The organism is Erwinia sp. HDF1-3R, from assembly GCF_039621855.1.
GTDB lineage: Bacteria > Pseudomonadota > Gammaproteobacteria > Enterobacterales > Enterobacteriaceae > Erwinia.
Map to the genome: position 1 here is coordinate 4,113,944 of NZ_CP155071.1, position 21,380 is coordinate 4,135,323.

23 protein-coding genes are annotated in these 21,380 nt (G+C 55.6%); 10 read left to right on the forward strand and 13 right to left on the reverse strand.

Annotation, left to right across the window (positions count from 1 at the left end; genetic code table 11):
* Window position 1 precedes the first annotated feature (1 nt).
* Window positions 2–736, reverse strand: coding sequence for a tol-pal system-associated acyl-CoA thioesterase (gene exbB / locus AAGR22_RS18670; protein WP_197473332.1), 735 nt, complete (start codon window positions 734–736; stop codon window positions 2–4).
* Window positions 737–971: 235 nt separating this feature from the next.
* On the opposite strand from exbB, the gene metC reads away from it, so the two are divergent.
* Both metC and AAGR22_RS18680 read left to right on the forward strand, forming a co-directional pair.
* Entirely contained in the window at window positions 972–2,162 is a 1,191-nt protein-coding gene (metC, locus tag AAGR22_RS18675) for a cystathionine beta-lyase (RefSeq protein ID WP_345828954.1), read from the forward strand.
* 115 nt (window positions 2,163–2,277) lie between these two features.
* Entirely contained in the window at window positions 2,278–2,937 is a 660-nt protein-coding gene (locus AAGR22_RS18680) for a DedA family protein (protein WP_067706242.1), read from the forward strand.
* A gap of 22 nt (window positions 2,938–2,959) precedes the next feature.
* On the opposite strand, the gene AAGR22_RS18685 is transcribed toward AAGR22_RS18680, so the two are convergent.
* Entirely contained in the window at window positions 2,960–3,847 is an 888-nt protein-coding gene (locus tag AAGR22_RS18685; RefSeq protein WP_067706355.1) for an AraC family transcriptional regulator, read from the reverse strand.
* Window positions 3,848–4,088: 241 nt separating this feature from the next.
* Between AAGR22_RS18685 and dkgA the strand changes: the two genes are divergently transcribed.
* Complete coding sequence (gene dkgA, locus AAGR22_RS18690; protein ID WP_067706240.1) at window positions 4,089–4,913, forward strand: 2,5-didehydrogluconate reductase DkgA; 825 nt, start codon at window positions 4,089–4,091, stop codon at window positions 4,911–4,913.
* 56 nt (window positions 4,914–4,969) lie between these two features.
* Here dkgA and ftsP read toward each other — a convergent pair whose 3' ends face one another.
* The 4 genes from ftsP to AAGR22_RS18710 form a co-directional block, all read right to left on the reverse strand.
* Window positions 4,970–6,385 (reverse strand): cell division protein FtsP, encoded by a 1,416-nt coding sequence (gene ftsP, locus AAGR22_RS18695; RefSeq protein ID WP_345828957.1) that lies wholly within the window; start codon window positions 6,383–6,385, stop codon window positions 4,970–4,972.
* A 91-nt stretch (window positions 6,386–6,476) separates the two neighbouring features.
* Window positions 6,477–7,223: a 1-acylglycerol-3-phosphate O-acyltransferase gene (locus AAGR22_RS18700; RefSeq protein WP_345828959.1), complete on the reverse strand. Its 747-nt coding sequence runs from the start codon at window positions 7,221–7,223 to the stop codon at window positions 6,477–6,479.
* Window positions 7,224–7,400: 177 nt separating this feature from the next.
* Window positions 7,401–9,680: a DNA topoisomerase IV subunit A gene (gene parC, locus AAGR22_RS18705; protein WP_067706234.1), complete on the reverse strand. Its 2,280-nt coding sequence runs from the start codon at window positions 9,678–9,680 to the stop codon at window positions 7,401–7,403.
* A gap of 151 nt (window positions 9,681–9,831) precedes the next feature.
* On the reverse strand, window positions 9,832–10,599 hold the full coding sequence (locus AAGR22_RS18710) for a transporter substrate-binding domain-containing protein (protein ID WP_345828962.1): 768 nt from the start codon (window positions 10,597–10,599) through the stop codon (window positions 9,832–9,834).
* A 138-nt stretch (window positions 10,600–10,737) separates the two neighbouring features.
* Between AAGR22_RS18710 and AAGR22_RS18715 the strand changes: the two genes are divergently transcribed.
* Both AAGR22_RS18715 and AAGR22_RS18720 read left to right on the forward strand, forming a co-directional pair.
* A complete protein-coding gene (locus AAGR22_RS18715; protein ID WP_345828964.1) occupies window positions 10,738–11,319 on the forward strand; it encodes an NAD(P)H-dependent oxidoreductase in 582 nt (193 codons plus the stop codon).
* A gap of 33 nt (window positions 11,320–11,352) precedes the next feature.
* Window positions 11,353–11,670: an antibiotic biosynthesis monooxygenase gene (locus tag AAGR22_RS18720; RefSeq protein ID WP_067706228.1), complete on the forward strand. Its 318-nt coding sequence runs from the start codon at window positions 11,353–11,355 to the stop codon at window positions 11,668–11,670.
* 29 nt (window positions 11,671–11,699) lie between these two features.
* Here the strand turns inward: AAGR22_RS18720 and AAGR22_RS18725 are convergent, their stop codons facing one another.
* From AAGR22_RS18725 to nudF, 6 genes are read right to left on the reverse strand one after another with little or no spacing between them, the layout of a single operon-like run.
* The gene (locus tag AAGR22_RS18725) at window positions 11,700–12,599 is read right to left on the reverse strand and encodes a LysR family transcriptional regulator (RefSeq protein ID WP_345828966.1); all 900 of its coding nucleotides are present in this window, start codon (window positions 12,597–12,599) and stop codon (window positions 11,700–11,702) included.
* Between the two features lie 53 nt (window positions 12,600–12,652).
* Window positions 12,653–14,548 carry a DNA topoisomerase IV subunit B gene (gene parE / locus AAGR22_RS18730; RefSeq protein WP_067706225.1) on the reverse strand — a complete coding sequence of 632 codons (1,896 nt, stop codon included), beginning with the start codon at window positions 14,546–14,548 and terminating at the stop codon, window positions 12,653–12,655.
* A gap of 53 nt (window positions 14,549–14,601) precedes the next feature.
* Complete coding sequence (yqiA, locus tag AAGR22_RS18735; RefSeq protein WP_067706223.1) at window positions 14,602–15,183, reverse strand: esterase YqiA; 582 nt, start codon at window positions 15,181–15,183, stop codon at window positions 14,602–14,604.
* A 3-nt stretch (window positions 15,184–15,186) separates the two neighbouring features.
* A complete protein-coding gene (cpdA, locus tag AAGR22_RS18740) occupies window positions 15,187–16,014 on the reverse strand; it encodes a 3',5'-cyclic-AMP phosphodiesterase (protein WP_067706221.1) in 828 nt (275 codons plus the stop codon).
* Window positions 16,015–16,061: 47 nt separating this feature from the next.
* The gene (locus tag AAGR22_RS18745; protein WP_067706219.1) at window positions 16,062–16,487 is read right to left on the reverse strand and encodes a DUF1249 family protein; all 426 of its coding nucleotides are present in this window, start codon (window positions 16,485–16,487) and stop codon (window positions 16,062–16,064) included.
* Window positions 16,484–17,119, reverse strand: coding sequence for an ADP-ribose diphosphatase (gene nudF, locus AAGR22_RS18750; protein ID WP_345828969.1), 636 nt, complete (start codon window positions 17,117–17,119; stop codon window positions 16,484–16,486). The genes AAGR22_RS18745 and nudF overlap by 4 nt, the downstream gene beginning before the upstream one ends.
* 211 nt (window positions 17,120–17,330) lie before the next feature.
* Here nudF and tolC point away from each other — a divergent pair, with 211 nt between their 5' ends.
* Entirely contained in the window at window positions 17,331–18,839 is a 1,509-nt protein-coding gene (gene tolC / locus AAGR22_RS18755; protein WP_345828971.1) for an outer membrane channel protein TolC, read from the forward strand.
* 147 nt (window positions 18,840–18,986) lie between these two features.
* Here tolC and AAGR22_RS18760 read toward each other — a convergent pair whose 3' ends face one another.
* A complete protein-coding gene (locus AAGR22_RS18760; RefSeq protein ID WP_345828973.1) occupies window positions 18,987–19,196 on the reverse strand; it encodes a hypothetical protein in 210 nt (69 codons plus the stop codon).
* Between the two features lie 81 nt (window positions 19,197–19,277).
* On the opposite strand from AAGR22_RS18760, the gene acpS reads away from it, so the two are divergent.
* The 4 genes from acpS (at window position 19,278) to AAGR22_RS18780 (ending at window position 21,380) form a co-directional block, all read left to right on the forward strand.
* Complete coding sequence (acpS, locus tag AAGR22_RS18765; protein ID WP_345828975.1) at window positions 19,278–19,646, forward strand: holo-ACP synthase; 369 nt, start codon at window positions 19,278–19,280, stop codon at window positions 19,644–19,646.
* Window positions 19,647–19,662: 16 nt separating this feature from the next.
* Entirely contained in the window at window positions 19,663–20,418 is a 756-nt protein-coding gene (locus AAGR22_RS18770; protein WP_345828977.1) for an SDR family NAD(P)-dependent oxidoreductase, read from the forward strand.
* Window positions 20,419–20,482: 64 nt separating this feature from the next.
* Window positions 20,483–21,025 carry a 3-hydroxyacyl-ACP dehydratase FabZ family protein gene (locus tag AAGR22_RS18775; protein WP_067706352.1) on the forward strand — a complete coding sequence of 181 codons (543 nt, stop codon included), beginning with the start codon at window positions 20,483–20,485 and terminating at the stop codon, window positions 21,023–21,025.
* A gap of 22 nt (window positions 21,026–21,047) precedes the next feature.
* Window positions 21,048–21,380 (forward strand): phosphopantetheine-binding protein, encoded by a 333-nt coding sequence (locus tag AAGR22_RS18780; RefSeq protein ID WP_345828978.1) that lies wholly within the window; start codon window positions 21,048–21,050, stop codon window positions 21,378–21,380.

The following is a 21,380-nucleotide window of genomic DNA, read 5'->3' on the forward strand; positions in this document are numbered from 1 at the left end:
CTTAGCCCACCCGCAGTTTCTGAGCAGCGGCGTGGCGCGGTGAATCATTGCTGGCCGCCAGATCCAGATCGCGGCTTTGCAGCAGCAGGATCTGCGCCGCAACGTCGCCCATTGATGCCTTGTAATTAGCGATCATGCGGGCAAAGACGTTATAGATGACCACGGCCGGGATTGCCGCAATCAAACCTACGGCGGTGGCCAGCAGCGCTTCCGCGATACCCGGCGCGACGACCGCCAGATTGGTGGTCTGCGTCTGCGCGATGCCGATAAAGCTGTTCATAATTCCCCATACGGTGCCGAACAGGCCGACAAAGGGGGCGATTGAGCCTACCGTCGCCAGGAATCCGTTACCCCGGCCTGCATGGCGACTGAAGAATGCGACGCGGCGCTCCAGTCGGAAGGCGGTGCGCTCTTTGATGCCATCATTGTCGTCAGAGCCCTGCGAAAGCTGTAGCTCATCTTCCGCTTCTTTCAGCAGCAGCGCCGTCAGGCTGGCCGCATTAAAGGTTGCGCAGGTCTTCGAGGCCTCGGGTAGCGATCGCGCCTCAGCCAGTGCCTGCTGCTCACGCTTCAGACGACGCTTTGCGGAACTCAGTTCTGCGCTTTTGCTGAAAAACATTGCCCAGGTGACGACCGATGCCAGCAGCAGTCCGATCATTACCACTTTAACCACGATGTCTGCATGATGGTACATGCCCCAAACGGAAAGGTCCGTCTGCATCAAATCATTCGTCACGCTGTCTCTCCAACGGAAATCAACTAAAAGCAAAAAACCAGTCAGGATCATACCAAATCAATGCTGAATTGATAGTGGTTATCATTAGTATTTACATCCACCCGCTTTTTTCCCGCATTTATCAGCGCTTTTCTGGCTTCAGACTGAAACTTTGTCATACAGCGCATTGCTCAATTTCGTCATCAGGCGCGCCGTGTTAACGTTAGAAATCAACCTTTCTCAGACTGAGCAATTGATGAGCAGAAAAAAAATCGAAACCACGCTGATCGCGGCTGGCCGCAGCAAACGCTATACCCAGGGCGCCGTTAACAGCGTGATTCAACGGGCGTCATCACTGGTATTCGACAGCGTGGCAGAGAAAAAACGCGCTACAGCAGGGCGCGCCGACCGTGAACTTTTCTATGGTCGTCGCGGCACGCTCACCCACTTCTCTCTTCAGGACGCCATGACCGAACTGGAAGGCGGCGCGGGCTGTGCGCTTTATCCCTGCGGGGCGGCGGCCGTCGCCAATGCCATCCTCGCTTTTGTTGCCGCAGGTGACAATGTGCTGATGGCGGGATCGGTGTATGAGCCCACTCAGGATTTTTGCAGCAAAATTCTCAGTAAAATGAATGTCTCAACCCAGTGGTTCGATCACAATATTGGCGATGAAATTGCAGAGCTAGTCCAGCCCAACACCAAAGTGGTCTTCCTTGAATCCCCGGCCTCCATCACCATGGAAGTTCAGGATATTCCGGCCATTGTCGTAGCGGTGCGCCGCGTGGCGCCGGACGTCATCATCATGATCGACAATACCTGGGCCGCCGGGATCCTCTTTCCGGCGCTGGCCTTTGGCATTGATATCTCTATCCAGGCCGGTACCAAATACCTGATCGGCCATTCAGATGCCATGATCGGCACCGCAGTAGCAAATGAACGCTGCTGGCCTCAGCTGCGTGAGAACTCCTATCTGATGGGGCAGATGGTCGACGCGGATACCGCCTACATGGCAAGTCGCGGCCTGCGTACGCTCGCCGTGCGTCTGCGCCAGCATCAGGAGAGCGCTATCCACATCGCCCAGTGGCTGGCGGCGCGTCCTGAAGTGGCGGTGGTTAATCACCCGGCGCTGCCTGAATGTCGGGGACACGCATTCTGGAAGCGTGACTTTACCGGCAGCAGCGGCCTGTTCTCTTTTGTGCTAAAAGAACGCCTGAGCGATGCGCAGCTTGCCCACTATCTGGATCACTTTGAACATTTCAGTATGGCCTACTCATGGGGAGGCTATGAGTCGCTGATCCTCGCTAACCAGCCTGAGGAGCTGGAGGCAATACGTCCTGCGAAGGGCGTGGATTTTAGCGGAACGCTGGTGAGAGTGCATATCGGCCTGGAAAACGTAGACGATTTGATTGCCGATCTGGCCGCTGGCTTTGCCCGTCTTGAAGCCTGAGCAGGATGAATAAGTAAATAAAAACCAAACGACAGAGAGCAATGGGCATCGATCAAGGTTAACGGGCCGAATAACGAGTACAATTGACCAACTAACGTATTCACTGGGATATGAAATGGGTGTACTACACGAGATTGTGCGGGCATTGTGGCATCAGGATTTTGCTGCGCTCGCCAATCCGGATGTGATATGGATTGTCTACGGCATTATGTTTATCACTCTGCTGCTTGAAAACGGCCTGTTGCCCGCCTCTTTTCTGCCCGGTGACAGCCTGCTGCTGCTGGCCGGGGCAATGATTGCGAAAGGCGTTATGGCATTTATGCCGACGCTGCTGATCCTCACCCTTGCCGCCAGCCTCGGCTGCTGGCTGAGCTATCTTCAGGGCCGCTGGCTGGGGAATACCCGGCTGGTCAAAAGCTGGCTGATGCATTTGCCCGCGCAGTATCATCAGCGGGCATGGAGTTTGTTTCATCGCCACGGCCTGATGGCGCTGCTGGTCGGGCGCTTTCTGGCGTTTGTTCGCACCATTCTGCCTACAATGGCGGGAATTTCCGGCCTGAAGAACAGCCGTTTCCAGCTGTTCAACTGGCTGAGCGGCCTGCTGTGGGTCACGATTCTGGTGTCGCTAGGCTACGCTATCAGCCAGGTCCCTTTTATTAAGCGTCATGAAGATCAGGTCATGGCGATCCTGATGATTCTGCCGCTGGTATTGTTGTGCGTAGGTCTGGTGGGTAGCATCACGCTGGTTATCAGGCGCAAAAAATCCTCTCTGTAGGGCCGGTGTTTCGGCCCTCTTCTTATACCGTTTGCCGCATGCGCATCACTTCTTCCCCCGGCGTGACGCCAAAATAGCGTTTAAACTCACGAGAAAACTGCGATGCGCTTTCATAACCCACCCGCATTGCCGCCGCACTCGCTTTCAGCCCCTCCTGCAACATCATCATCCGCGCCTGATGCAGTCGGTAGCTTTTCAGGTACTGTAACGGCGAAGTGCTGGTGACCGCCTTAAAGTTATGATGAAACGCCGAGACGCTCATATTCACCTCTGCGGCCAGCTGATCCACGCTCATGTTATCCCGGTAGTTATGCTCAATCCGCCGCAGCGCGCGGGCTATCTGGCTGAACTGAGTCTGACGACTGACCTGCGCCAGCAGGGCACCCCCGCAGGGACCCAGCAGGACATAATAGAGGATTTCACGCACAATCTGTGGCCCGAGCACGCGGGCATCACGCGGATTAGCCATGACGTCCAGCAGCCTCTCTGCGGCGCACAGCATCTCCCCGGTCAGGGATGCCGTATGTATTCCCCGCGTCTGCGGCGCGGGGTGAAAGCTGTCGTCATCGCCGATATCAATCAGCAGATCCTGTAAGCGGGTGGAATCCACATTCAGCAACATCCCCACCAGCGGCTCTTCCGCAGTCGCGAAGGTTTCGCACTCAAAGGGCAAGGTCACCGTCAGCATCAGGTATTTGGTGGCGTCATAGTGGAAAACGTGATTGCCCAGATACCCCGTTTTATGCCCCTGGAAAAGGATCACAATCCCCGATGAGTACATCACCGGCGTGCGTCCGCTCGGCCGATCGACGTACAGCAGCTTGATGTCAGGCACCATTGACAGCGAGGGTGCCTCTTTCAGGGCAATGACCTGCTGAGCAAGCCGGGAGCACAGCGCATTACGATCCATAACCATTCTCACCCTCTGAAATTCCTTTTGACATCATGAACGCTTCTTTCATCTTTCTCCAGAGCCGTGGAGAATTGGGCAATCCTTTGGCAGGAATAAGCAGTGAATACGGTGAACGCATCCGGCATCAGGATGAAACACCCTGCACAAGAAGATTTCTCAAAGCGTGCGATAAACTCAGCTAAGCTTAGTGACACTAACCGGCGAAGCGTACCGGATAAAATGCGATAAAGGAGAGAACATGGCTGAACAACCTGTAATTAAACTCCACGACGGTAACATGATGCCGCAAATAGGTCTGGGCGTCTGGCAGGCCAGCATCGACGATGCACGTCAGGCAGCCGTTAAGGCGCTTGACGTGGGCTATCGCGCTATCGACACCGCCGCTATCTATAAAAATGAAGAGGGGATTGGTCAGGCGCTGCAGGAAACTGACGTCGCGCGTGACGATATCTTTGTTACCACCAAGCTGTGGAATGACGACCAGCTGAATGCGGAGCAGGCCATTGAAACCAGCCTGAAAAAGCTCCAGCTACAGAGCGTCGATCTCTACCTGATGCACTGGCCCTGCCCGGCGAAAGATAACTACGTTGAAGCATGGAAGGCGATGATTGAGCTACAGAAACAGGGCCTGACTAAAAGTATTGGCGTCTGTAACTTCCAGCAGGCCCACCTTAAACGCCTGCTGGACGAAACCGGCGTCAGCCCGGTCATCAATCAGATTGAGCTGCATCCGATGATGCAACAGCGCACGCTTCATGCCTGGAACGCAATGCATCAAATCCAGACCGAATCGTGGAGCCCGCTGGCGCAGGGGGGGAAAGGCGTATTCGATCAGGAGATCATCAAAAACTTGGCGAAAAAGTATGGCAAAACCCCCGCGCAGATCGTTATCCGCTGGCATCTGGACAGCGGCCTGGTGGTGATCCCGAAATCGGTCACGCCATCGCGCATTGAAGAGAACTTTAAGGTTTTCGACTTCCGTCTGGAAAAACCAGAAATCAGTGAGATCGCCACGCTGGACAGGGGCAATCGCCTGGGTCCGGATCCTGACGAGCTGAACTAAGCGATCCGTCTGCGCACGAACGGGCCTGATTAACGCCAGGCCCGTTGCCGCTGGCGTTACCCCGCCGGCTGGACCAAAAGCTGACCCGCGCTACCCCGATCGGCCATTTCCAGCGTCTGACTGTAATAGACAAAGGGGAAGTGATCGGAAGAGTACTGAACAAACGAAACGAACAGCTCAACGCTGCCGTCCACCCAGACGGTATCCTTCCAGCCGCGATCTTCAGCCATCGGCTGTGCCCCATTGACGTTTTTAATCAGAAACATCACGCCCTGAATATGGAACGACTGCGGCAGATCGGCATGAATGATCCAGCGTTCAAAGGTTCCCTGCTGCGCGGTGTTGTCGATCCGCGTCATATCCCAAAGCGCCCCGTTAATCCCGGCGATACTGTCGCCCAGCGTGAACTCCCGCGTGCGGCTGACGCTGCCCTCAATGACCTGGTCGGCCAGTAAGCGCATCGGCAGGTTATCGGTCATCAGCGGCAGCAGCCCGGTTGGTCGGAGCGTCAGGATCAGGGTGGAGGTGAGAATGCTCGAAGGCTCAAACAGGCCGCGCAGGCGGTCCACCAGGCCCGCAGGCATTCCAGCCGTCACGGAAACCTCATCACCCTTACTCATATCGACCAGCACCTCCCGGCGCTCGCCCGGCGCCAGCGAAAGCTGCTGCACCGCCACCGGCGCGGCAAGAAAACCCTGATCGCTGGCAATGACGTTTAGCGGACGACCATCGCTCAGCTGGAGCTGGTAGCGTCGCGAGTTTGAGGCGTTCAGCAGCCGCAGGCGAACCCATCCACGTGAGACTTCAACCCAGGGATTCTGTACGCCGTTAACCAGCAGCGTATCCCCCACGAAGCCGCCGCTGGAAGGCGGGTCATACTGCGGCGAACCGAAGTTATCCAGACGCTTGTCCTGAATAATCAGGGGAAAATCATCGACGCCATAATGATTTGGCAGCGGCAGTGACTTGCTCAACTCATCTTCGACCAGCCACATGCCCGCCAGCCCGTTATAAACATGCGGGGCCATACGATTGGGCGTATTGGCATGATACCAACAGGTTGCCGCCGCCTGGCGCACCGGGAGCACCGGCGCCCAGTCCACGCCGGGAGACATGAGCCGGGGCGCACCGCCCGCCAGCGCGCCGGGCAGATGCAGTCCGCTGATGGTCATCGAGACCGGTTCAGCCAGGCGGTTACTGTAGATCAGTTTGACGTCGTCACCGTTCCATACCCGTACCGTCGGGCCAAGGTAGAGACCGTTGATCCCCCACACCTGCGCCTTGCTGCCCTCGGTGAATGACCAGTGGCTGCGTTGCAGGGTCAGAAAAACAGGCTGCCCGCGACGCGACTCAATAAGGGGCGGGACCGGTAAGGCGACTCCGGGTCCGGCCGCATAAGCGCGTACGGGCAGTGCACTGGCGCACAGGGCGACGCCCGATGCCTGAATAAACTGACGTCGACTGAAGGACATACCAACTCCGTAACCTAAAAAAACAGCCTGATGATCCGCTGCACGCCTGATTTGTCATTCTGATTGCTGTGTGGGGCCTGAAACGTAGCGATTACTTTCCGCCGCGCTTATCAGCAGCCTCACGCGCCGCCACTTCCGCATTCAGCTCATCCAGCTTAGCTGACATGAGTTCGCGGCAGTGGGTCGCCAGCTTACGCGCGGAGAGTGTGGCAAGGGCCGCGGTATCCACCGGGGGCAGCATCTCAATAATGACATGTCCATTATGCAGGCGATTCAGTTTGATCTTATCGTGCGTATTGGAGACGACGATGGGGATAATCGGCACGCCCGCCGTGATTGCCGCATGAAAAGCGCCGGTTTTAAAAGGTAGCAGGCCGCGTCCACGGCTGCGGGTCCCCTCCGGGAACATCCAGAAGGAGATACGCTTCTTTTTAAACTGGGCGATCATTTTACTGATGGTACCATGTGCCGATGCGCGGTTTTCCCGATCAATCAGCAGATTACCCGTCAGCCAGTAGAGCTGCCCGAAAAAGGGGATCCACAGCAGGCTTTTCTTACCCACGGTTACCGTTGTCGGCTGCACCATCTTCGCCGCGGTAATCATGTCGTAATTATTCTGATGATTGGCGATGTAAATCGCATTCGGGTAATTATCTGCCCCTTCGGGCCTGCGCAGTTCAACCTTCAGCCCAAACACCGGCGACAGCCGGCCAAAAAGATGCCCAAAGGTGGCAACATGACGCGGATTACGCGGGCTAAAAAGGCAATAAAAACAACCAAAAACACTGATCAGGATTGAATAGATAATCACGATCGCGAAACGTAAAATTGAGAGCATCACATCCTCGTTATTGCTTCCAGATCCTCCCCGGTCAATCCGCTACCGCAAACGCGCCAGCGGACCGACATACAGGGAATCTCAACGCTTTACCCAGCGGGTAAAGTATATCCTTAATTAATGAAATACGCCGCCTTTCACCGGGTTAGCCGCGTAAGAAAGGCTTATCATTGCGTATTATTCCTCGCTATCGGGGGCCTCTGCACCCGCTCTTTCCGGCGCGTCAACTTCTATGCGCTCAACGTTCTGCAATCCTCGCGGCAGCAGCGTCCCTCGACGCCCCCGCTCCGCGCGGAACTTCTCCAGCTCCTCGGGTCGCACTTTGAGCTTACGTTTTCCGGCATGCAGCGTGATGGACGCCTGCGCGGGGAGCAGCAGTAGCCATTTCAGCGTATCTTCACCGGCGGCGGCCTGCGCTGAGGGAATAGAGATGATTTTATTGCCTTTGCCTTTCGCCAGCTGCGGCAGCTCGGCCACCGGGAACAGCAGCATTCTGCCCGCAGCGGTGATAGCAAGCAGTCTGTCGTCGTCGTGGTGGATAGCCATCGGCGTCATCACTTTGGCATTTTTCGGCAGGCTGAGCAGCGCTTTACCGGCACGATTGCGTGAGAGCAGATCGCTAAAGGTACAGACGAAGCCGTATCCGGCATCCGACGCCATGAGCAGCCTCTGCTCATCCGCCTCCATCAGCACCTGCTCCATCACGGCACCCGGCGGCGGCGTCAGCTTGCCGGTAAGGGGTTCACCCTGCCCGCGCGCAGAAGGCAACGTCGTCGGCTCCAGGGCATAGCTGCGCCCGGTCGAGTCAATAAACACGACCGGCTGATTGCTTTTGCCCCTGGCTGCGGCGCGGTAGCTGTCTCCCGCTTTATAACTCAGCCCGGAGGGATCGATATCGTGCCCTTTGGCACTGCGTACCCAGCCCATCTGCGACAGCACAATGGTGACCGGTTCTGATGGCACCAGCTCGTTTTCGCTGATCGCCTTTGCTTCGCCCCGCTCGCACAGCGGTGAACGACGATCGTCACCGTAGGCATCGCTGTCGGCCTGAAGCTCTTTTTTCAGCAGCGAATTCATTTTGCGCTCCGAGGCGAGAATAGCCTGGAGACGGTCGCGCTCTTTCGCCAGCTCATCCTGCTCACCGCGGATTTTCATCTCTTCCAGTTTGGCAAGATGGCGTAATTTCAGCTCAAGGATCGCTTCGGCCTGAGTTTCACTGATCTCGAAGCGCGACATCAGCACCTGTTTCGGCTCGTCTTCGCTGCGAATGATGTGGATCACTTCGTCAATATTAAGGAAGGCAACCAGCAGCCCCTCAAGAATATGCAGGCGCCTGAGCACTTTTTCCAGGCGATGGCTGAGGCGGCGACGCACGGTTTCACGACGATAAACCAGCCATTCGCTGATGATTTCCAGCAGGTTTTTCACCGACGGGCGGTTATCCAGCCCGATCATATTCATATTGATGCGGTAGCTTTTTTCCAGGTCGGTGGTGGCAAACAGGTGGTTCATCACCTGCTCCATATCCACGCGATTCGAACGCGGCACAATCACCAGCCGCGTTGGGTTCTCATGGTTGGACTCGTCGCGCAGATCTTCCACCATCGGCAGCTTTTTATTGCGCATCTGGGCAGCGATCTGCTCCAGCACGCGCGCGCCGGAAACCTGATGCGGCAGCGCGGTGATCACCACGTCGCCCTCTTCTCGCTTCCAGACCGCGCGCATACGCACCGAACCGCGCCCGGTCTGATAAATTTTACGGATTTCGTTACGCGGCGTGATGATCTCCGCCTCGGTCGGGTAGTCCGGCCCCTGCACGATCTCCAGCAGATCTTCGATTGTCGCTTTGGGCGAGTCGATCAGCGTGATGGCGGCCTGCGCCACTTCACGCAGGTTATGCGGCGGTATATCGGTCGCCATACCGACCGCAATGCCAGTCGTGCCGTTCAGCAAAATGTTCGGCAGCCGCGCGGGCAGGATGGACGGTTCCTGCAGCGTCCCGTCGAAGTTGGGCACGTAATCCACCGTCCCCTGGCCCAGCTCGCCCAGCAGCAGCTCGGCATATTTAGACAGGCGGGATTCGGTATAACGCATGGCGGCAAAGGATTTAGGGTCGTCCGGCGCCCCCCAGTTACCCTGGCCGTCTACCAGTGGATAGCGATAGGAGAAGGGCTGCGCCATCAGCACCATCGCTTCATAACAGGCGCTGTCGCCGTGCGGATGGTATTTACCCAGCACGTCACCCACGGTACGGGCCGATTTCTTAAATTTGGCGCTGTTATTCAGCCCCAGCTCGGACATGGCATAGATGATGCGCCGCTGAACGGGTTTAAGACCATCGCCAATATAGGGAAGCGCCCTGTCCATGATGACGTACATGGAGTAGTTCAGGTACGCATTTTCCGTAAATTTATGCAGGGCAAGACGCTCTGCACCATCCTGCGTCAGGTCACTCATTGCTGTTTTTTCCTCTCATCGCGGCACGCGCGGCGCGTCACATTGGGGTCGTTTGGCGAGGATAGTACCTTATCCGGGCTGGTGCTGTCACAGGTAACCGTGCGCAGACGGCGAATCACGCGGGCAGGTGGATCCTGCCCGCGCTGCGAGTTTATTTTGCCGCCGCCAGCCACTGCCCGACCACCTGCTGATACTCGCCGGAGGCCTTACTCAGATGCAGCCACTGGTCGATATAGAGCTTCCAGCTCATGTCGTCACGGGGGATCATCCACGCCTTCTCGCCATACTCCAGCGGCTTTGATGGGTTAACGGCACAGAGCTGTGGGTAGCGCTTCTGCTGATAGAGCGCTTCCGAGGCGTCAGTTATCATCACGTCAGCCTTTTTATCCACCAGCTGCTGGAAAATGGTCACGTTGTCATGAAACAGGGTGAGGTTGGCCTGCGGCAGGTAGCGATGCACAAAGGCCTCATTGGTGCCGCCTGCCGGCTCAATCAGGCGAACCCCGGGCTTATTGAGCTGCGCAATCGACCGGTAGCGGGTCTTATCGGCGCAGCGCACCAGGGGGATTTTGCCGTCCGTATCCAGCGGCGCGGCGAACCAGGCGGTCTGCTGGCGCTTAAGTGTGACGGAGACGCCGCCCACGGCGATATCACACTGCTTGCCCAGAAAGTCCTGCGTCAGCATTTTCCAGCTGGTCGGCACCCATTTGACCTGGGCACCCAGGCTCTGCGCCAGCGATTCGACCAGGCTGACATCAATCCCCTCATACTGACCGTCAGCGCGCAGGTAGCTGTAGGGCTTATAGTCGCCGGTGGTACAAACCGTCAGGGTTTTACTCTGGCTTACGCGGTCAAGGTGTGACTGCGCGCAGGCGCTGCCCGATATCAGCAGTAGTGCGACGATGCCTGTTTTTATCATTATTTTCTTCTCGTTATCAAAGGGCCAACACGCCCGGATTATTGCTTAATGCGCAACAGTGTTGTGATCGGATGCACGTTTCTCTGGCAAATTTTTCTACGTAGACTGGCCGCAAAATCAAGAACTGGAGAGAGAAGCATGAGCAAAATCCTGATCGTCGATGCCGGCAAGGCCTTCGCCCATTCCAAAGGCGAGCTTAACCATACGCTGACCGACTGCGCCACCGCCTTTTTGCGTGATGCAGGCCATGAGGTCAGCGTCACCGTCGTTGACGAAGGTTATGTGCTGGCCGACGAAGTCCAAAAGTATGTGCAGAACGACGTGGTAATATACCAGATGCCGGGCTGGTGGATGGGCGAACCCTGGATCCTGAAAAAATATATTGATGAAGTCTTTACCGAAGGCCACGGCGCCCTCTATGCCAGCGATGGACGCACCCGCGCCGACGCAGCAAAAAAGTATGGCTCTGGTGGCCTGCTTCAGGGTAAAAAATATATGCTGTCACTGACGTGGAATGCGCCACTGGACGCCTTTACCGATCCGCAGCAGTTCTTTGAAGGCGTAGGCGTGGATGGCGTTTATCTGCATTTCCACAAGGCCAATCAGTTCCTGGGCATGGAAGGGTTGCCGACGTTTATTTGTAATGACGTGATCAAGCAGCCGATGATTGCCGAAGACCTCGCACGCTATCGGGCGCACCTGGGCGGAATTTTCGCTTAACTGATTCAATACTTATGCTGTTAAGGAACCACTATGCTGACCGTAATTGCTGAAATTTGCGTAAAGCCCGGACGCCGGGCCGCCGTTTTACAGGCCATTGAGACACTTACGCCCACAGTGTTGCAGGAAGCGGGATGCGGCGGCTATCAGGCGCTGACCGACCATAGCGCACAGGTTCCGTGGAAGCAGCACTCGCCGGACTCGATCTTTATGCTTGAGCAGTGGGATTCCCTGCGCCATCTGGAGGGACATCAGCAGGCGGAGCACATGGAGCAGCACCGTACCCGCATCCGGGATGACGTACTTAACGTTAAAATTTACGTGCTGGAGCCGGCGAAACAGACGCCGTAATCGTCAGGGAATGGACGCGCGCTTTCGTTTTATAACAATCCCCGCTGCGTGATGCATTCGCTGAGAAAGTCGAGAAAACAGCGAATTCGCAGCGACAGGGTGACGTTGCGATAGTAAACCGCGTGGATCGGATGATGCATATCCCGGGTGACGTCGGCCAGCACCGGCACCAGTCGCCCGGTTGCGCAATCTTCGCGACTCATAAAATCGGAGAGGCGCACAATCCCCTGCCCGTACACCGCCAGCTGCCGCAGCGTTTCGCCGCTGGAGGCGGAGACGGAAGGCGCAATCGGCAGAAACTCCCCTTCGCGCTGCCAGACCGGCCACAGATTATGCTGCTCAAGCTGGCTAAACCCCAGCAGGCGATGATTTGCCAGATCCGCCACGCTGGCAGGCGTACCGTACTTGGCCAGGTATTCCGGACTGGCCATCAGCCGCAGCTTGCTGTAGCCCAGCGATCGGGCATGAATGGTGGAATCCCGCAGTTCACCAATGCGAATGGCAATATCCGTCTGCTGTTCCAGCAGGTCAATTACCACGTCGTCGGTATTCAGCTCCAGCTGGATCAGGGGATAACGCGCGGTAAATTCATTCAACAGCGGCACGATGACATGCAGCATAAACGGCGTGGCAGCATTGATCCGCAGGCGGCCAGAAGGGATTTCCCGCCGCTGGGCGATCTGCTCCTCCGCGCTTTCTACCGCGCGCAGTATTTCCCGCGCGTGTGCAAGAAAGAGCTGGCCCTCTTCGGTCAGCGCAATGCGACGGGTGGTGCGGTGTAGCAGCGTGGTTTGCAGCTTTTTTTCCAGCCTGCTCAGCGCGCGGCTGATGCCGGAAGTGGTCTGGGAGAGCTGCTCAGCAGCGGCGGTAATTGAGCCGGTGTCGACCACTACCACCCAGGCACGTAGCTCATCAAGGGTGATTTTCACGCAATGCGCATCCTGAACGGTCAGGGCGGCCGACGGGCCGCCCTGATAAGGTCTTATACCTCGATTTCGGCGGTATCGCCTTTTTCCTGCAGCCAGTTACGCCGGTCTTCCGAGCGTTTTTTCGCCAGCAGCATATCCATCACCGCCAGCGTCTGATCGACATCCTCATCGCTCACCGTCAGCTGTACCAGACGGCGGGTATTGGGATCGAGCGTGGTTTCACGCAGCTGCAGCGGGTTCATCTCGCCCAGCCCTTTAAAGCGCTGCACGTTGGGTTTACCCTTTTTACGCTTGAGCTGATCGAGGATGCCGGCTTTCTCTTCCTCATCCAGCGCGTAATACACCTCTTTACCCAGGTCGATGCGGTACAGCGGCGGCATGGCGACGTAAACGTGACCATTTTTCACCAGCGCGCGGAAGTGGCGCATAAACAGCGCACAGAGCAGCGTGGCGATGTGCAGGCCATCCGAGTCCGCATCCGCGAGAATGCAGATCTTGCCGTAGCGCAGCTGGCTCATATCCTCACTGTCGGGATCGATACCGATCGCCACCGAGATATCATGCACTTCCTGAGAGGCCAGCACTTCGTCAGAAGAGACTTCCCAGGTATTGAGGATCTTCCCCTTCAGCGGCATGATCGCCTGATATTCGCGGTCGCGCGCCTGCTTCGCCGAGCCACCCGCTGAATCCCCTTCGACCAGAAACAGCTCGGTGCGGTTGAGATCCTGAGCGCTACAGTCAGCCAGCTTGCCGGGCAGGGCCGGGCCGCTGGTCAGCTTTTTACGCACCACTTTTTTAGCCGCGCGCATACGGCGCTGCGCGCTGGAGATGGCCAGCTCGGCCAGCTGCTCGGCCGCCTGCACGTTCTGGTTAAGCCACAGGCTGAAAGCATCCTTCACCACGCCGGAAACAAAGGCGGCGCACTGCCGTGAAGAGAGGCGCTCTTTGGTCTGCCCGGCAAACTGCGGATCCTGCATCTTGACCGACAGCACATAGGCGCAGCGATCCCAGATATCCTCCGCCGACAGCTTAACGCCGCGCGGCAGAATGTTGCGGAATTCGCAGAATTCGCGCATCGCATCCAGCAGGCCCTGGCGCAGGCCGTTGACGTGCGTACCGCCCTGCATGGTCGGGATCAGGTTAACGTAGCTCTCCGTCAGCAGTTCCCCGCCCTCCGGCAGCCACAGCAGCGCCCAGTCAACCGCCTCGACGTCACCGGAAAAACTGCCGACAAAGGGCCTTTCCGGCAGGGTCGGCAGACCGTTGACCGCTTCACACAGGTAGTCCGTCAAACCATCGGCGTAGCACCAGCTCTGCTCGGTATTATTGACCTTGTCTTTAAAGACAATTTCAACGCCGGGGCAAAGCACCGCTTTCGCCTTGAGCAGATGGCTCATCCGCGAGACGGAGAAACGCGGGCTGTCAAAGAAGGAAACATCCGGCCAGAAGCGGACGCGGGTGCCGGTGTTACGCTTGCCTACCGTGCCCGTTACGCGGAGATCCTCAACCTTATCGCCGTTCTCAAATGCCATTTCGTACACTTCCGCATTGCGGCGGACGGTAACTTCAACGCGGGTTGAAAGGGCATTCACCACCGAGATCCCCACGCCGTGCAGGCCACCGGAGAACTGATAGTTTTTGTTTGAGAATTTGCCGCCCGCATGCAGGCGGCAGAAGATCAGCTCAACGGCGGGCACACCCTCTTCCGGGTGAATATCGACAGGCATACCGCGCCCGTCGTCCGTCACTTCGAGCGACTGATCGGCATGAAGGATAACCTCAATGCGTTTGGCATGGCCGGCCAGCGCCTCATCGACGCTGTTATCGATCACTTCCTGACCTAAATGGTTTGGACGTGACGTATCGGTGTACATTCCCGGACGGCGACGAACGGGTTCAAGGCCGCTGAGTACCTCAATGGAGTCAGCGTTGTAGCTGGATTGAGTCATCGTATAAATCTGATTGGTGGCTAAAAAAGAGTGGCCTGCCTCCGCGCTTCACTTCAGGCGGAAGATAAGCCCAGGAAGTCGAGAATCGGGGAGAAATGGCGTTCGAATCCGATAAAAGCGTGATTTCCGCCCTCTTCCACCGTCTGGCGGCAGGGGCTGTAATAGTCCAGAGCCTGGCGGTAATCGAGCACTTCATCACCCGTTTGCTGGATAAGCCAGAGCAGATCCGGCGACGTTAACGGGTCAATCTGCATCGCTTTCAGATCGTAAATATGGCGAGACTCTAACACATATTGCTGGCCGGTGTATGGGTTCTCGTTGTCGCCAAGATAATCCGTCAGCAGCTCAAATGGCCGCACGGCGGGATTGACCACCACGGCCGGTAAGCCAAATCGCTGGGAAAGCCAGGTGGCGTAATACCCGCCCAGCGACGAGCCGACAATGCCCAGCGGCTCACCCGACAGAGCGAGCACCTGCTCCTCTAGCAGTGCGCCTGCGTCAGCCGGGAAAGCAGGCAGCTGCGGAACCAGAAAGCGAATCGCGGGATGCTGCGCCCGTAGCCACTGGCCGAACAGCGTCGCCTTGGCCGAGGCAGGTGAGCTGTTAAAACCGTGAAGATAGAGCAGCGTGGCCATCAGTCAGTACCCTTCAGAATCGAGATTCGGGATGAATGTCCGGGTTTGCAGCCGCTCAGTCACGGTTTCAACCCGCCCGTCCGCAAAGAGATCCAGCCAGCGCCAGCCCGGTGCCTCGGAATCAATGGTAAAGCTGGTGCAGTGCGGTTTGAACTGTACGCAGGTTGAGGGCGTGGCCAGCAGACGCCGACCATTCCAGTCGAGATCGAGTTCCTGATGGATATGGCCACAGATCAACGTCTTCGCCAGCGGATAGCGCTGGAGTATGGCATCAAGCATATGCGCATTGCGCAGGCTGTGCTGATCGAGCCAGCTACAGCCTGAGGGCTGCGGATGATGGTGCAGCAGGATCAGGTGATGGCGCTGAGGATACGCCGCCAGCGCATTTTCCAACCACTCCAGCTGATACTCGCTGAGTTCACCGTGCGGCACGCCATAAACCTGACTGTCCAGCAGCAGCAGCTGCCAGCTATCGCCGATCAGCACCTGCTTTTCATCGGCGATTTGCGCACTGGCAAAGGTGCTGAACATAGCGGGTTGGAAATCATGATTGCCCGGCAGCCAGACGCAGGGCGCTGGCAGACGCGCGATGCCCTCAGCAAAATGCTGATAGGCTTCAACCGTATGATCCTGCGCCAGATCGCCCGTTGCGACGATCAAATCGTATTGACGCGCACCTGCCAGAATGGCTTCCAGTACGGCGTCAAAGCTGGCCCAGGTGTTCACACCCAGCAGCGTTTCGTTTTTACCGGCAAACAGGTGGGTGTCCGTTATCTGCAATATCCTTGCCTCTGCCCCACTCGTTACAGGAAGTTTTAACAGGCTATCCAATCAAAGTCCTTAGGGTTAACGCCATCTCCGCTTGCCTTGTCAGCGACTCAACAAACCGGTACGGCCATCGCGCCATGCGCTAAACAGTAGCGCAACCAGTCCGCCAGGAACTGGTTTATTTGATGCTTTTCATCACGCTGATGGAGCTTTTTATTAGGATAATCATAGCGCGCTTTAAAGCGAAAGATCTGCTGGGTTGAACACACTTCCGCTACCATAGCGTCGTGGTAAAGGCGAACGGACAGCGCAGGCAGGCTCCAGTAACTCACCGCCGGGAAGGTTTGTTTAATCTCTACCAGCGTGGTGTAGCGCGTCGACTCCTGAATCGTTACCGAGTAACGGGCGTCGTTAACCTGATAGGTCACTGATTCACCCGCCTGGTCGTTTTTCGGCAGCAGGCGACGCAGCTGAGCGAAATTAGTTTCGCAGATCCGCATCATTTCAGGGAAATCAGGTGTGTAGCGCTTAATCATTCGGGTTTCCACTCTTCTCTTAGCGTTTTGTGGTGCAGTTCCAGCCATTGCAGGGCGATGACCGAGGCCGCGTTATCTATTTTACCCTCCTCTACCCAGCGGTACGCCTGACTGCGGCTGACCACATGGACAAGAATATCCTCATTCTCTTCCTCCAGACCGTGGTTTCCCTGAGCCACGCTGGCATCCACTTCACCTACCAAAATCGCCAGCCTTTCGCTGGTGCCGCCCGGGCTGGCCAGATAACTGAGTACCGGCCTGACCCGCCCCGGCGTTAATCCGGCTTCTTCCTGCGCCTCACGGCGCACAACATCTTCCGGCGTCTCGCCGGGTTCTATGATACCGGCGACTAATTCTAACAGCCAGGGTGTAGAACTGCTTTCCCAGACGGGAATGCGTATCTGTTCAATCAGGACCACTTCATCCCTTACCGGGTCATAGGGTAGCAGTACCGCTGCATGCCCGCGTTCAAAGACCTCTCTTTTTACCTCGCCACTCATCTCACCGTTGAACATACGGTGGCGAAAACGGTAGCGCGTCAGCGAAAAAAAACCACTGTAGAGTGTCTCACGTGCAATAATTTCTACATCGTTTTTGGTGAAAGTCACTGGGTATTTTTTGTCGTTTTCCATCGTTCCTCTCCCGTCGGAGTGAGTGGCAAAATCGAGAAAAAATTCCCGAATTCGCTGAGAGTGTGGTTCTTAATGAATTATTTGAGTAAATTAAGGCAACATGGCACGTTCAGCCAACTTATCTCTTCCGTGTACTCGTTAAAATCGGCGATTATTTTTTGGCTTACGTCAGCGCTACCATAGCAATTTTGCTGCACTACAAGGAATGCAAATGAAGAAACTGCTCCCGTTACTTATCGGCCTGAGTCTGGGCGGCTTCAGCGTCGGCAGTCAGGCGGAGAACCTGCTGCAGGTTTATCAGCAGGCCCGGTTGTCTAACCCCGATCTGCGCAGTTCTGCAGCCGACCGCGATGCGGCCTTTGAGAAAATCAACGAAGCGCGTAGCCCACTGCTTCCCCAGCTCGGTCTGGGTGCTGATTATACTTATAATAATGGATATCGCGACAGCAGTGGCCTGCACTCTAAAACGGCCAGCGGCTCGCTACAGCTTACGCAAACCATTTTTGATATGTCAAAATGGCGCGCCCTGACCCTGCAGGAGAAGCAGGCGGGCATTCAGGATGTCACCTATCAGAATGCACAGCAAACGCTGATTCTGAACACGGCGACCGCCTATTTTAACGTGCTGAACGCCATTGATACGCTCTCCTATATCGAAGCGCAGAAACAGTCAATCTACCGCCAGCTCGATCAGACCACCCAGCGCTTTAACGTGGGTCTGGTCGCGATTACCGACGTGCAGAATGCCCGCTCACAGTACGACACCGTGCTGGCCAACGAAGTGACCGCGCGTAATGCGCTGGATAACAACGTGGAAACGCTGCGTCAGGTCACCGGCAACTACTACCCAAGCCTGGCCTCGCTGAACGTTGACAGTTTCAGAACCGAGAAACCTCAGCCGGTTAACGCGCTGCTGAAGGAAGCGGAAAGCCGCAACCTGAGCCTGCTCTCCGCGCGTCTGACTCAGGATCTGTCTCGTGAAGAGATTCGCCTGGCGGAAACCGGTCATATGCCGACGGTGGATCTGACGGCCTCTACCGGCCTGACCAATAGCAAATACGGCGGCCGCTACGCAGAACGTACCACCTCGACCACTGATAATATCAGTGGATCTAACCAGGTGGGCCTGAGCTTCTCCCTGCCGCTGTATAGCGGCGGCTCGGTCACTTCACAGGTGAAACAGGCGCAGTATGCTTTCGTCTCCTCCAGCGAGCAGCTTGAGAGCGCGCACCGTTCGGCGGTTCAGACCGTTCGTTCGTCATTCAACAACGTGAATGCCTCTATCAGCAGCATCGAAGCCTATAAGCAGGCGGTGGTTTCCGCTCAAAGCTCTCTGGATGCGATGGAAGCCGGTTATCAGGTTGGTACCCGCACGATCGTGGACGTGCTGGATGCGACCTCAACCCTGTATAACGCGAAGCAGCAGCTTGCCAATGCCCGCTACAGCTACATGATCAACCAGCTGAATATCAAATCAGCGCTGGGTACGCTAAACGAGCAGGATTTGCAGTCGCTGAACAGCCGTCTGGGTAAAGATGTTCCAACGTCGCCCGAAACCGTCGCGCCTGAAACGCCGCAGCAAAATGCCTCCGCTAACAGTGGCGATACCTCATCGGCAGTGCAAAAAACCGCTGCTGATACGGGCGACACAGCAGCAGCACCTGCAGCGGTTCATCGTAGCGCACCGGTCAGCACCCGCCGCAATCCCTTCAGTCACTGATTATTCCCCCCAGGGCAGTATTAACTGCCCTTTTTTCAATACTCACGCCTCATATCTCAATAATATTCCGCGCCTCTTTATTTAAATTTTTTTCTATTTCACGATCGTACGCCCTGTGTTGAAATGCGTCTCAAATTTATCCACCGATTAATTATCATGCCATTTTTCAGGCACTATATAAATAACCACAGGCATAATTAAAACTGGAAAAATATCACCAGTGCCGTCTGAATGATTTTCATAAAAGCAGGTGGCGGTTACAGGCTCGTTTTTAAAAGCTCCCAACGCCTCTTTGTTAACGCTATAAATGCCCTGTAGTGTTTGACGAAAATTAACAAGGTACTTAAAAAAACACATATGAACGCCCCACAGGTTAAATAGTGATGAGAGAATAAAATCATTAAGCACAAGTGGGGAAATTAAAGGATAAGCAGATCGGTGAATCTTGGTGTGGATATAGTCGCCATAGATCGTCTCGCAGGCGCTCTTACAAACAGCGGTGAAGCATTTATTTCTCGCGTACTCACGACACAGGAAAGAGTATATCTGGAACCAGTACGGGATAATACTGAGCGATTTGCCGGTTTTTGGGCAGCGAAAGAAGCGGCCGTTAAAGCACTGGGGCTGGGATTTCGCCATGGCATCTCCTTTCACGATATAGAAATCGTTCATGATGAACACGGATGTCCCCGCTATCACTTCAGTGGGGAATTTTTGAGGCTGGCGAGTGAAAAAAAAATTCAGTCGGCAACCTTAAGTATTTCGCACTGTTCCACCTATGCGGTGGCTGTAGCCGCACTGAGCTAAGCACCGGAGAATATTAATGGTTATTTATCCCAATCTTGCTGATAAAAATGTTGTGGTTACCGGCGCCAGTGGCGATATCGGCATCGCTATTTGCCGACATTTTCTACGTCAGGAGTGTAATGTCTACGCCGTTTATAAAAATAACCCGCAGCAGCTGCAGGAGCTCAAAAATACGCATCCGCAGGCTGCGCGTCTGGAACTCTGCCAGTGTGATATTACCCAACGCGACGAAGTCGGGCAGCTTGCTAACGCTATCGGCGAAAAGATCGAAGAGCTGCATATTCTGGTAAATAACGCAGGCCTGTGCAGGGATACGCTCTTTTCAGAGATGAACTGGCAAATGTTCGACGACGTTATGCAGACAAATCTCTACGGCACTTTCAATATCTGTAAGGCGATGATTCGGTTACTGAGTCTGGCTGACGCGGCCACCATCGTTAATATCGCCTCCGTCGCCGGTATTACCGCCAGCTTTGGACAGACCAACTACAGCGCGGCAAAAGCGGGCGTGATTGGCTTTACGCGCACGCTGGCCGCTGAGTTTGCCACCCGTGGGATCCGGGTGAATGCCATTGCCCCTGGCGTGATTGATTCCCGTATGGTGAAAAAAGTCCCTCGTCAGATCATGCGCTCAATAATGACGGCGATCCCCCTTCGCCGTCAGGGGAGCGTTGATGAGGTCGCCAGCGTTGCGACGTTTTTAAGCTCCTCCGAGGCCAGCTACATCGTCGGTCAGACGCTGACCGTCGACGGCGGTCTGATTATGCGATAGCGAATAAAGGATTACACGAGTGAAAAACAGTAAAAGCCTTGTCTCACCGCAGCTGCTTCTGAAGATGGGCGCGTGGCGCTCACCGATATTTATGGTAGATCGCATCACTGATTTCAGGCCTGGAGAAAATGGCACGATTACCGTAATGAAGCATGTCTCTTTTAACGATCCCTATATCAATGGGCATTTCCCGGATAACCCGGTAATGCCCGGCGTAATGATTGCAGAGATATTTGGTCAGGCAAGTGAGTATCTCAGCCTGCTAAATGATTACTGTCTGGCGCATTATAAGGTTTGCGGCAGCGAACTAAAAAAATTCGATGATATTTCCCAGTCGCTCCATACGCAGGAAGGGAAAGAACGGGTACTGGCTGAGAGACACCGTATTGTCGGCTTTCTGGCCGCACAGGATCTTAAATTCAAACATGTCGTTGTACCCGGTGACACCATTGAGGTGACCAGCCAGCTCAGTATGTCAGACAGCCACGGATTTTATCATTATAACGTTAATGCACGAGTAGGCAGGCATATCGCCAGCCAGGGGAAAATTATCAATTTCCGGGTCGAGCGCGCCCGGGCTGAAAATCGTGGTGCAGTGATCAATTAATAAAAATGGAGAAGTCGACCTCATGGACAGAACAGAACTTGAAGCAGCCATCACGGAACGCAAAGAAACACTGCTCAACGTAAAACGCGGACTTATTGAACGCCTGAACCTTTATCATACGCCAGAACAAATTGATGATGATACGCCTCTGTTTGGCAGCGGATTAAAGCTGGACTCCGTTGACGCAACTGAACTCCTGGTGTTGCTGGACAAGAAATTTGGCATCCGCGTTGGAGAAGGGGACGACCCGTCTTATATGCGCAGTGTAAATACGCTGACCTCTTTTATTATTGAGAAAAAGCACAGCGATGCTTTAGTAAATAGCAACGATTTTGTCCCGAGCGTGGAGCAATAA

Bases quoted from the DNA above. Each gene is read 5' to 3' on its own strand.
- metC (WP_345828954.1), top strand. From the start codon at position 972: ATGAGCAGAAAAAAAATCGAAACCACGCTGATCGCGGCTGGCCGCAGC.
- AAGR22_RS18680 (WP_067706242.1), top strand. From the start codon at position 2,278: ATGGGTGTACTACACGAGATTGTGCGGGCATTGTGGCATCAGGATTTT.
- AAGR22_RS18685 (WP_067706355.1), bottom strand. From the start codon at position 3,847: ATGGATCGTAATGCGCTGTGCTCCCGGCTTGCTCAGCAGGTCATTGCC.
- dkgA (WP_067706240.1), top strand. From the start codon at position 4,089: ATGGCTGAACAACCTGTAATTAAACTCCACGACGGTAACATGATGCCG.
- ftsP (WP_345828957.1), bottom strand. From the start codon at position 6,385: ATGTCCTTCAGTCGACGTCAGTTTATTCAGGCATCGGGCGTCGCCCTG.
- AAGR22_RS18700 (WP_345828959.1), bottom strand. From the start codon at position 7,223: ATGCTCTCAATTTTACGTTTCGCGATCGTGATTATCTATTCAATCCTG.
- parC (WP_067706234.1), bottom strand. From the start codon at position 9,680: ATGAGTGACCTGACGCAGGATGGTGCAGAGCGTCTTGCCCTGCATAAA.
- AAGR22_RS18710 (WP_345828962.1), bottom strand. From the start codon at position 10,599: ATGATAAAAACAGGCATCGTCGCACTACTGCTGATATCGGGCAGCGCC.
- AAGR22_RS18715 (WP_345828964.1), top strand. From the start codon at position 10,738: ATGAGCAAAATCCTGATCGTCGATGCCGGCAAGGCCTTCGCCCATTCC.
- AAGR22_RS18720 (WP_067706228.1), top strand. From the start codon at position 11,353: ATGCTGACCGTAATTGCTGAAATTTGCGTAAAGCCCGGACGCCGGGCC.
- parE (WP_067706225.1), bottom strand. From the start codon at position 14,548: ATGACTCAATCCAGCTACAACGCTGACTCCATTGAGGTACTCAGCGGC.
- yqiA (WP_067706223.1), bottom strand. From the start codon at position 15,183: ATGGCCACGCTGCTCTATCTTCACGGTTTTAACAGCTCACCTGCCTCG.
- AAGR22_RS18745 (WP_067706219.1), bottom strand. From the start codon at position 16,487: ATGATTAAGCGCTACACACCTGATTTCCCTGAAATGATGCGGATCTGC.
- nudF (WP_345828969.1), bottom strand. From the start codon at position 17,119: ATGGAAAACGACAAAAAATACCCAGTGACTTTCACCAAAAACGATGTA.
- tolC (WP_345828971.1), top strand. From the start codon at position 17,331: ATGAAGAAACTGCTCCCGTTACTTATCGGCCTGAGTCTGGGCGGCTTC.
- AAGR22_RS18760 (WP_345828973.1), bottom strand. From the start codon at position 19,196: ATGTGTTTTTTTAAGTACCTTGTTAATTTTCGTCAAACACTACAGGGC.
- AAGR22_RS18770 (WP_345828977.1), top strand. From the start codon at position 19,663: ATGGTTATTTATCCCAATCTTGCTGATAAAAATGTTGTGGTTACCGGC.
- AAGR22_RS18775 (WP_067706352.1), top strand. From the start codon at position 20,483: ATGGGCGCGTGGCGCTCACCGATATTTATGGTAGATCGCATCACTGAT.
- AAGR22_RS18780 (WP_345828978.1), top strand. From the start codon at position 21,048: ATGGACAGAACAGAACTTGAAGCAGCCATCACGGAACGCAAAGAAACA.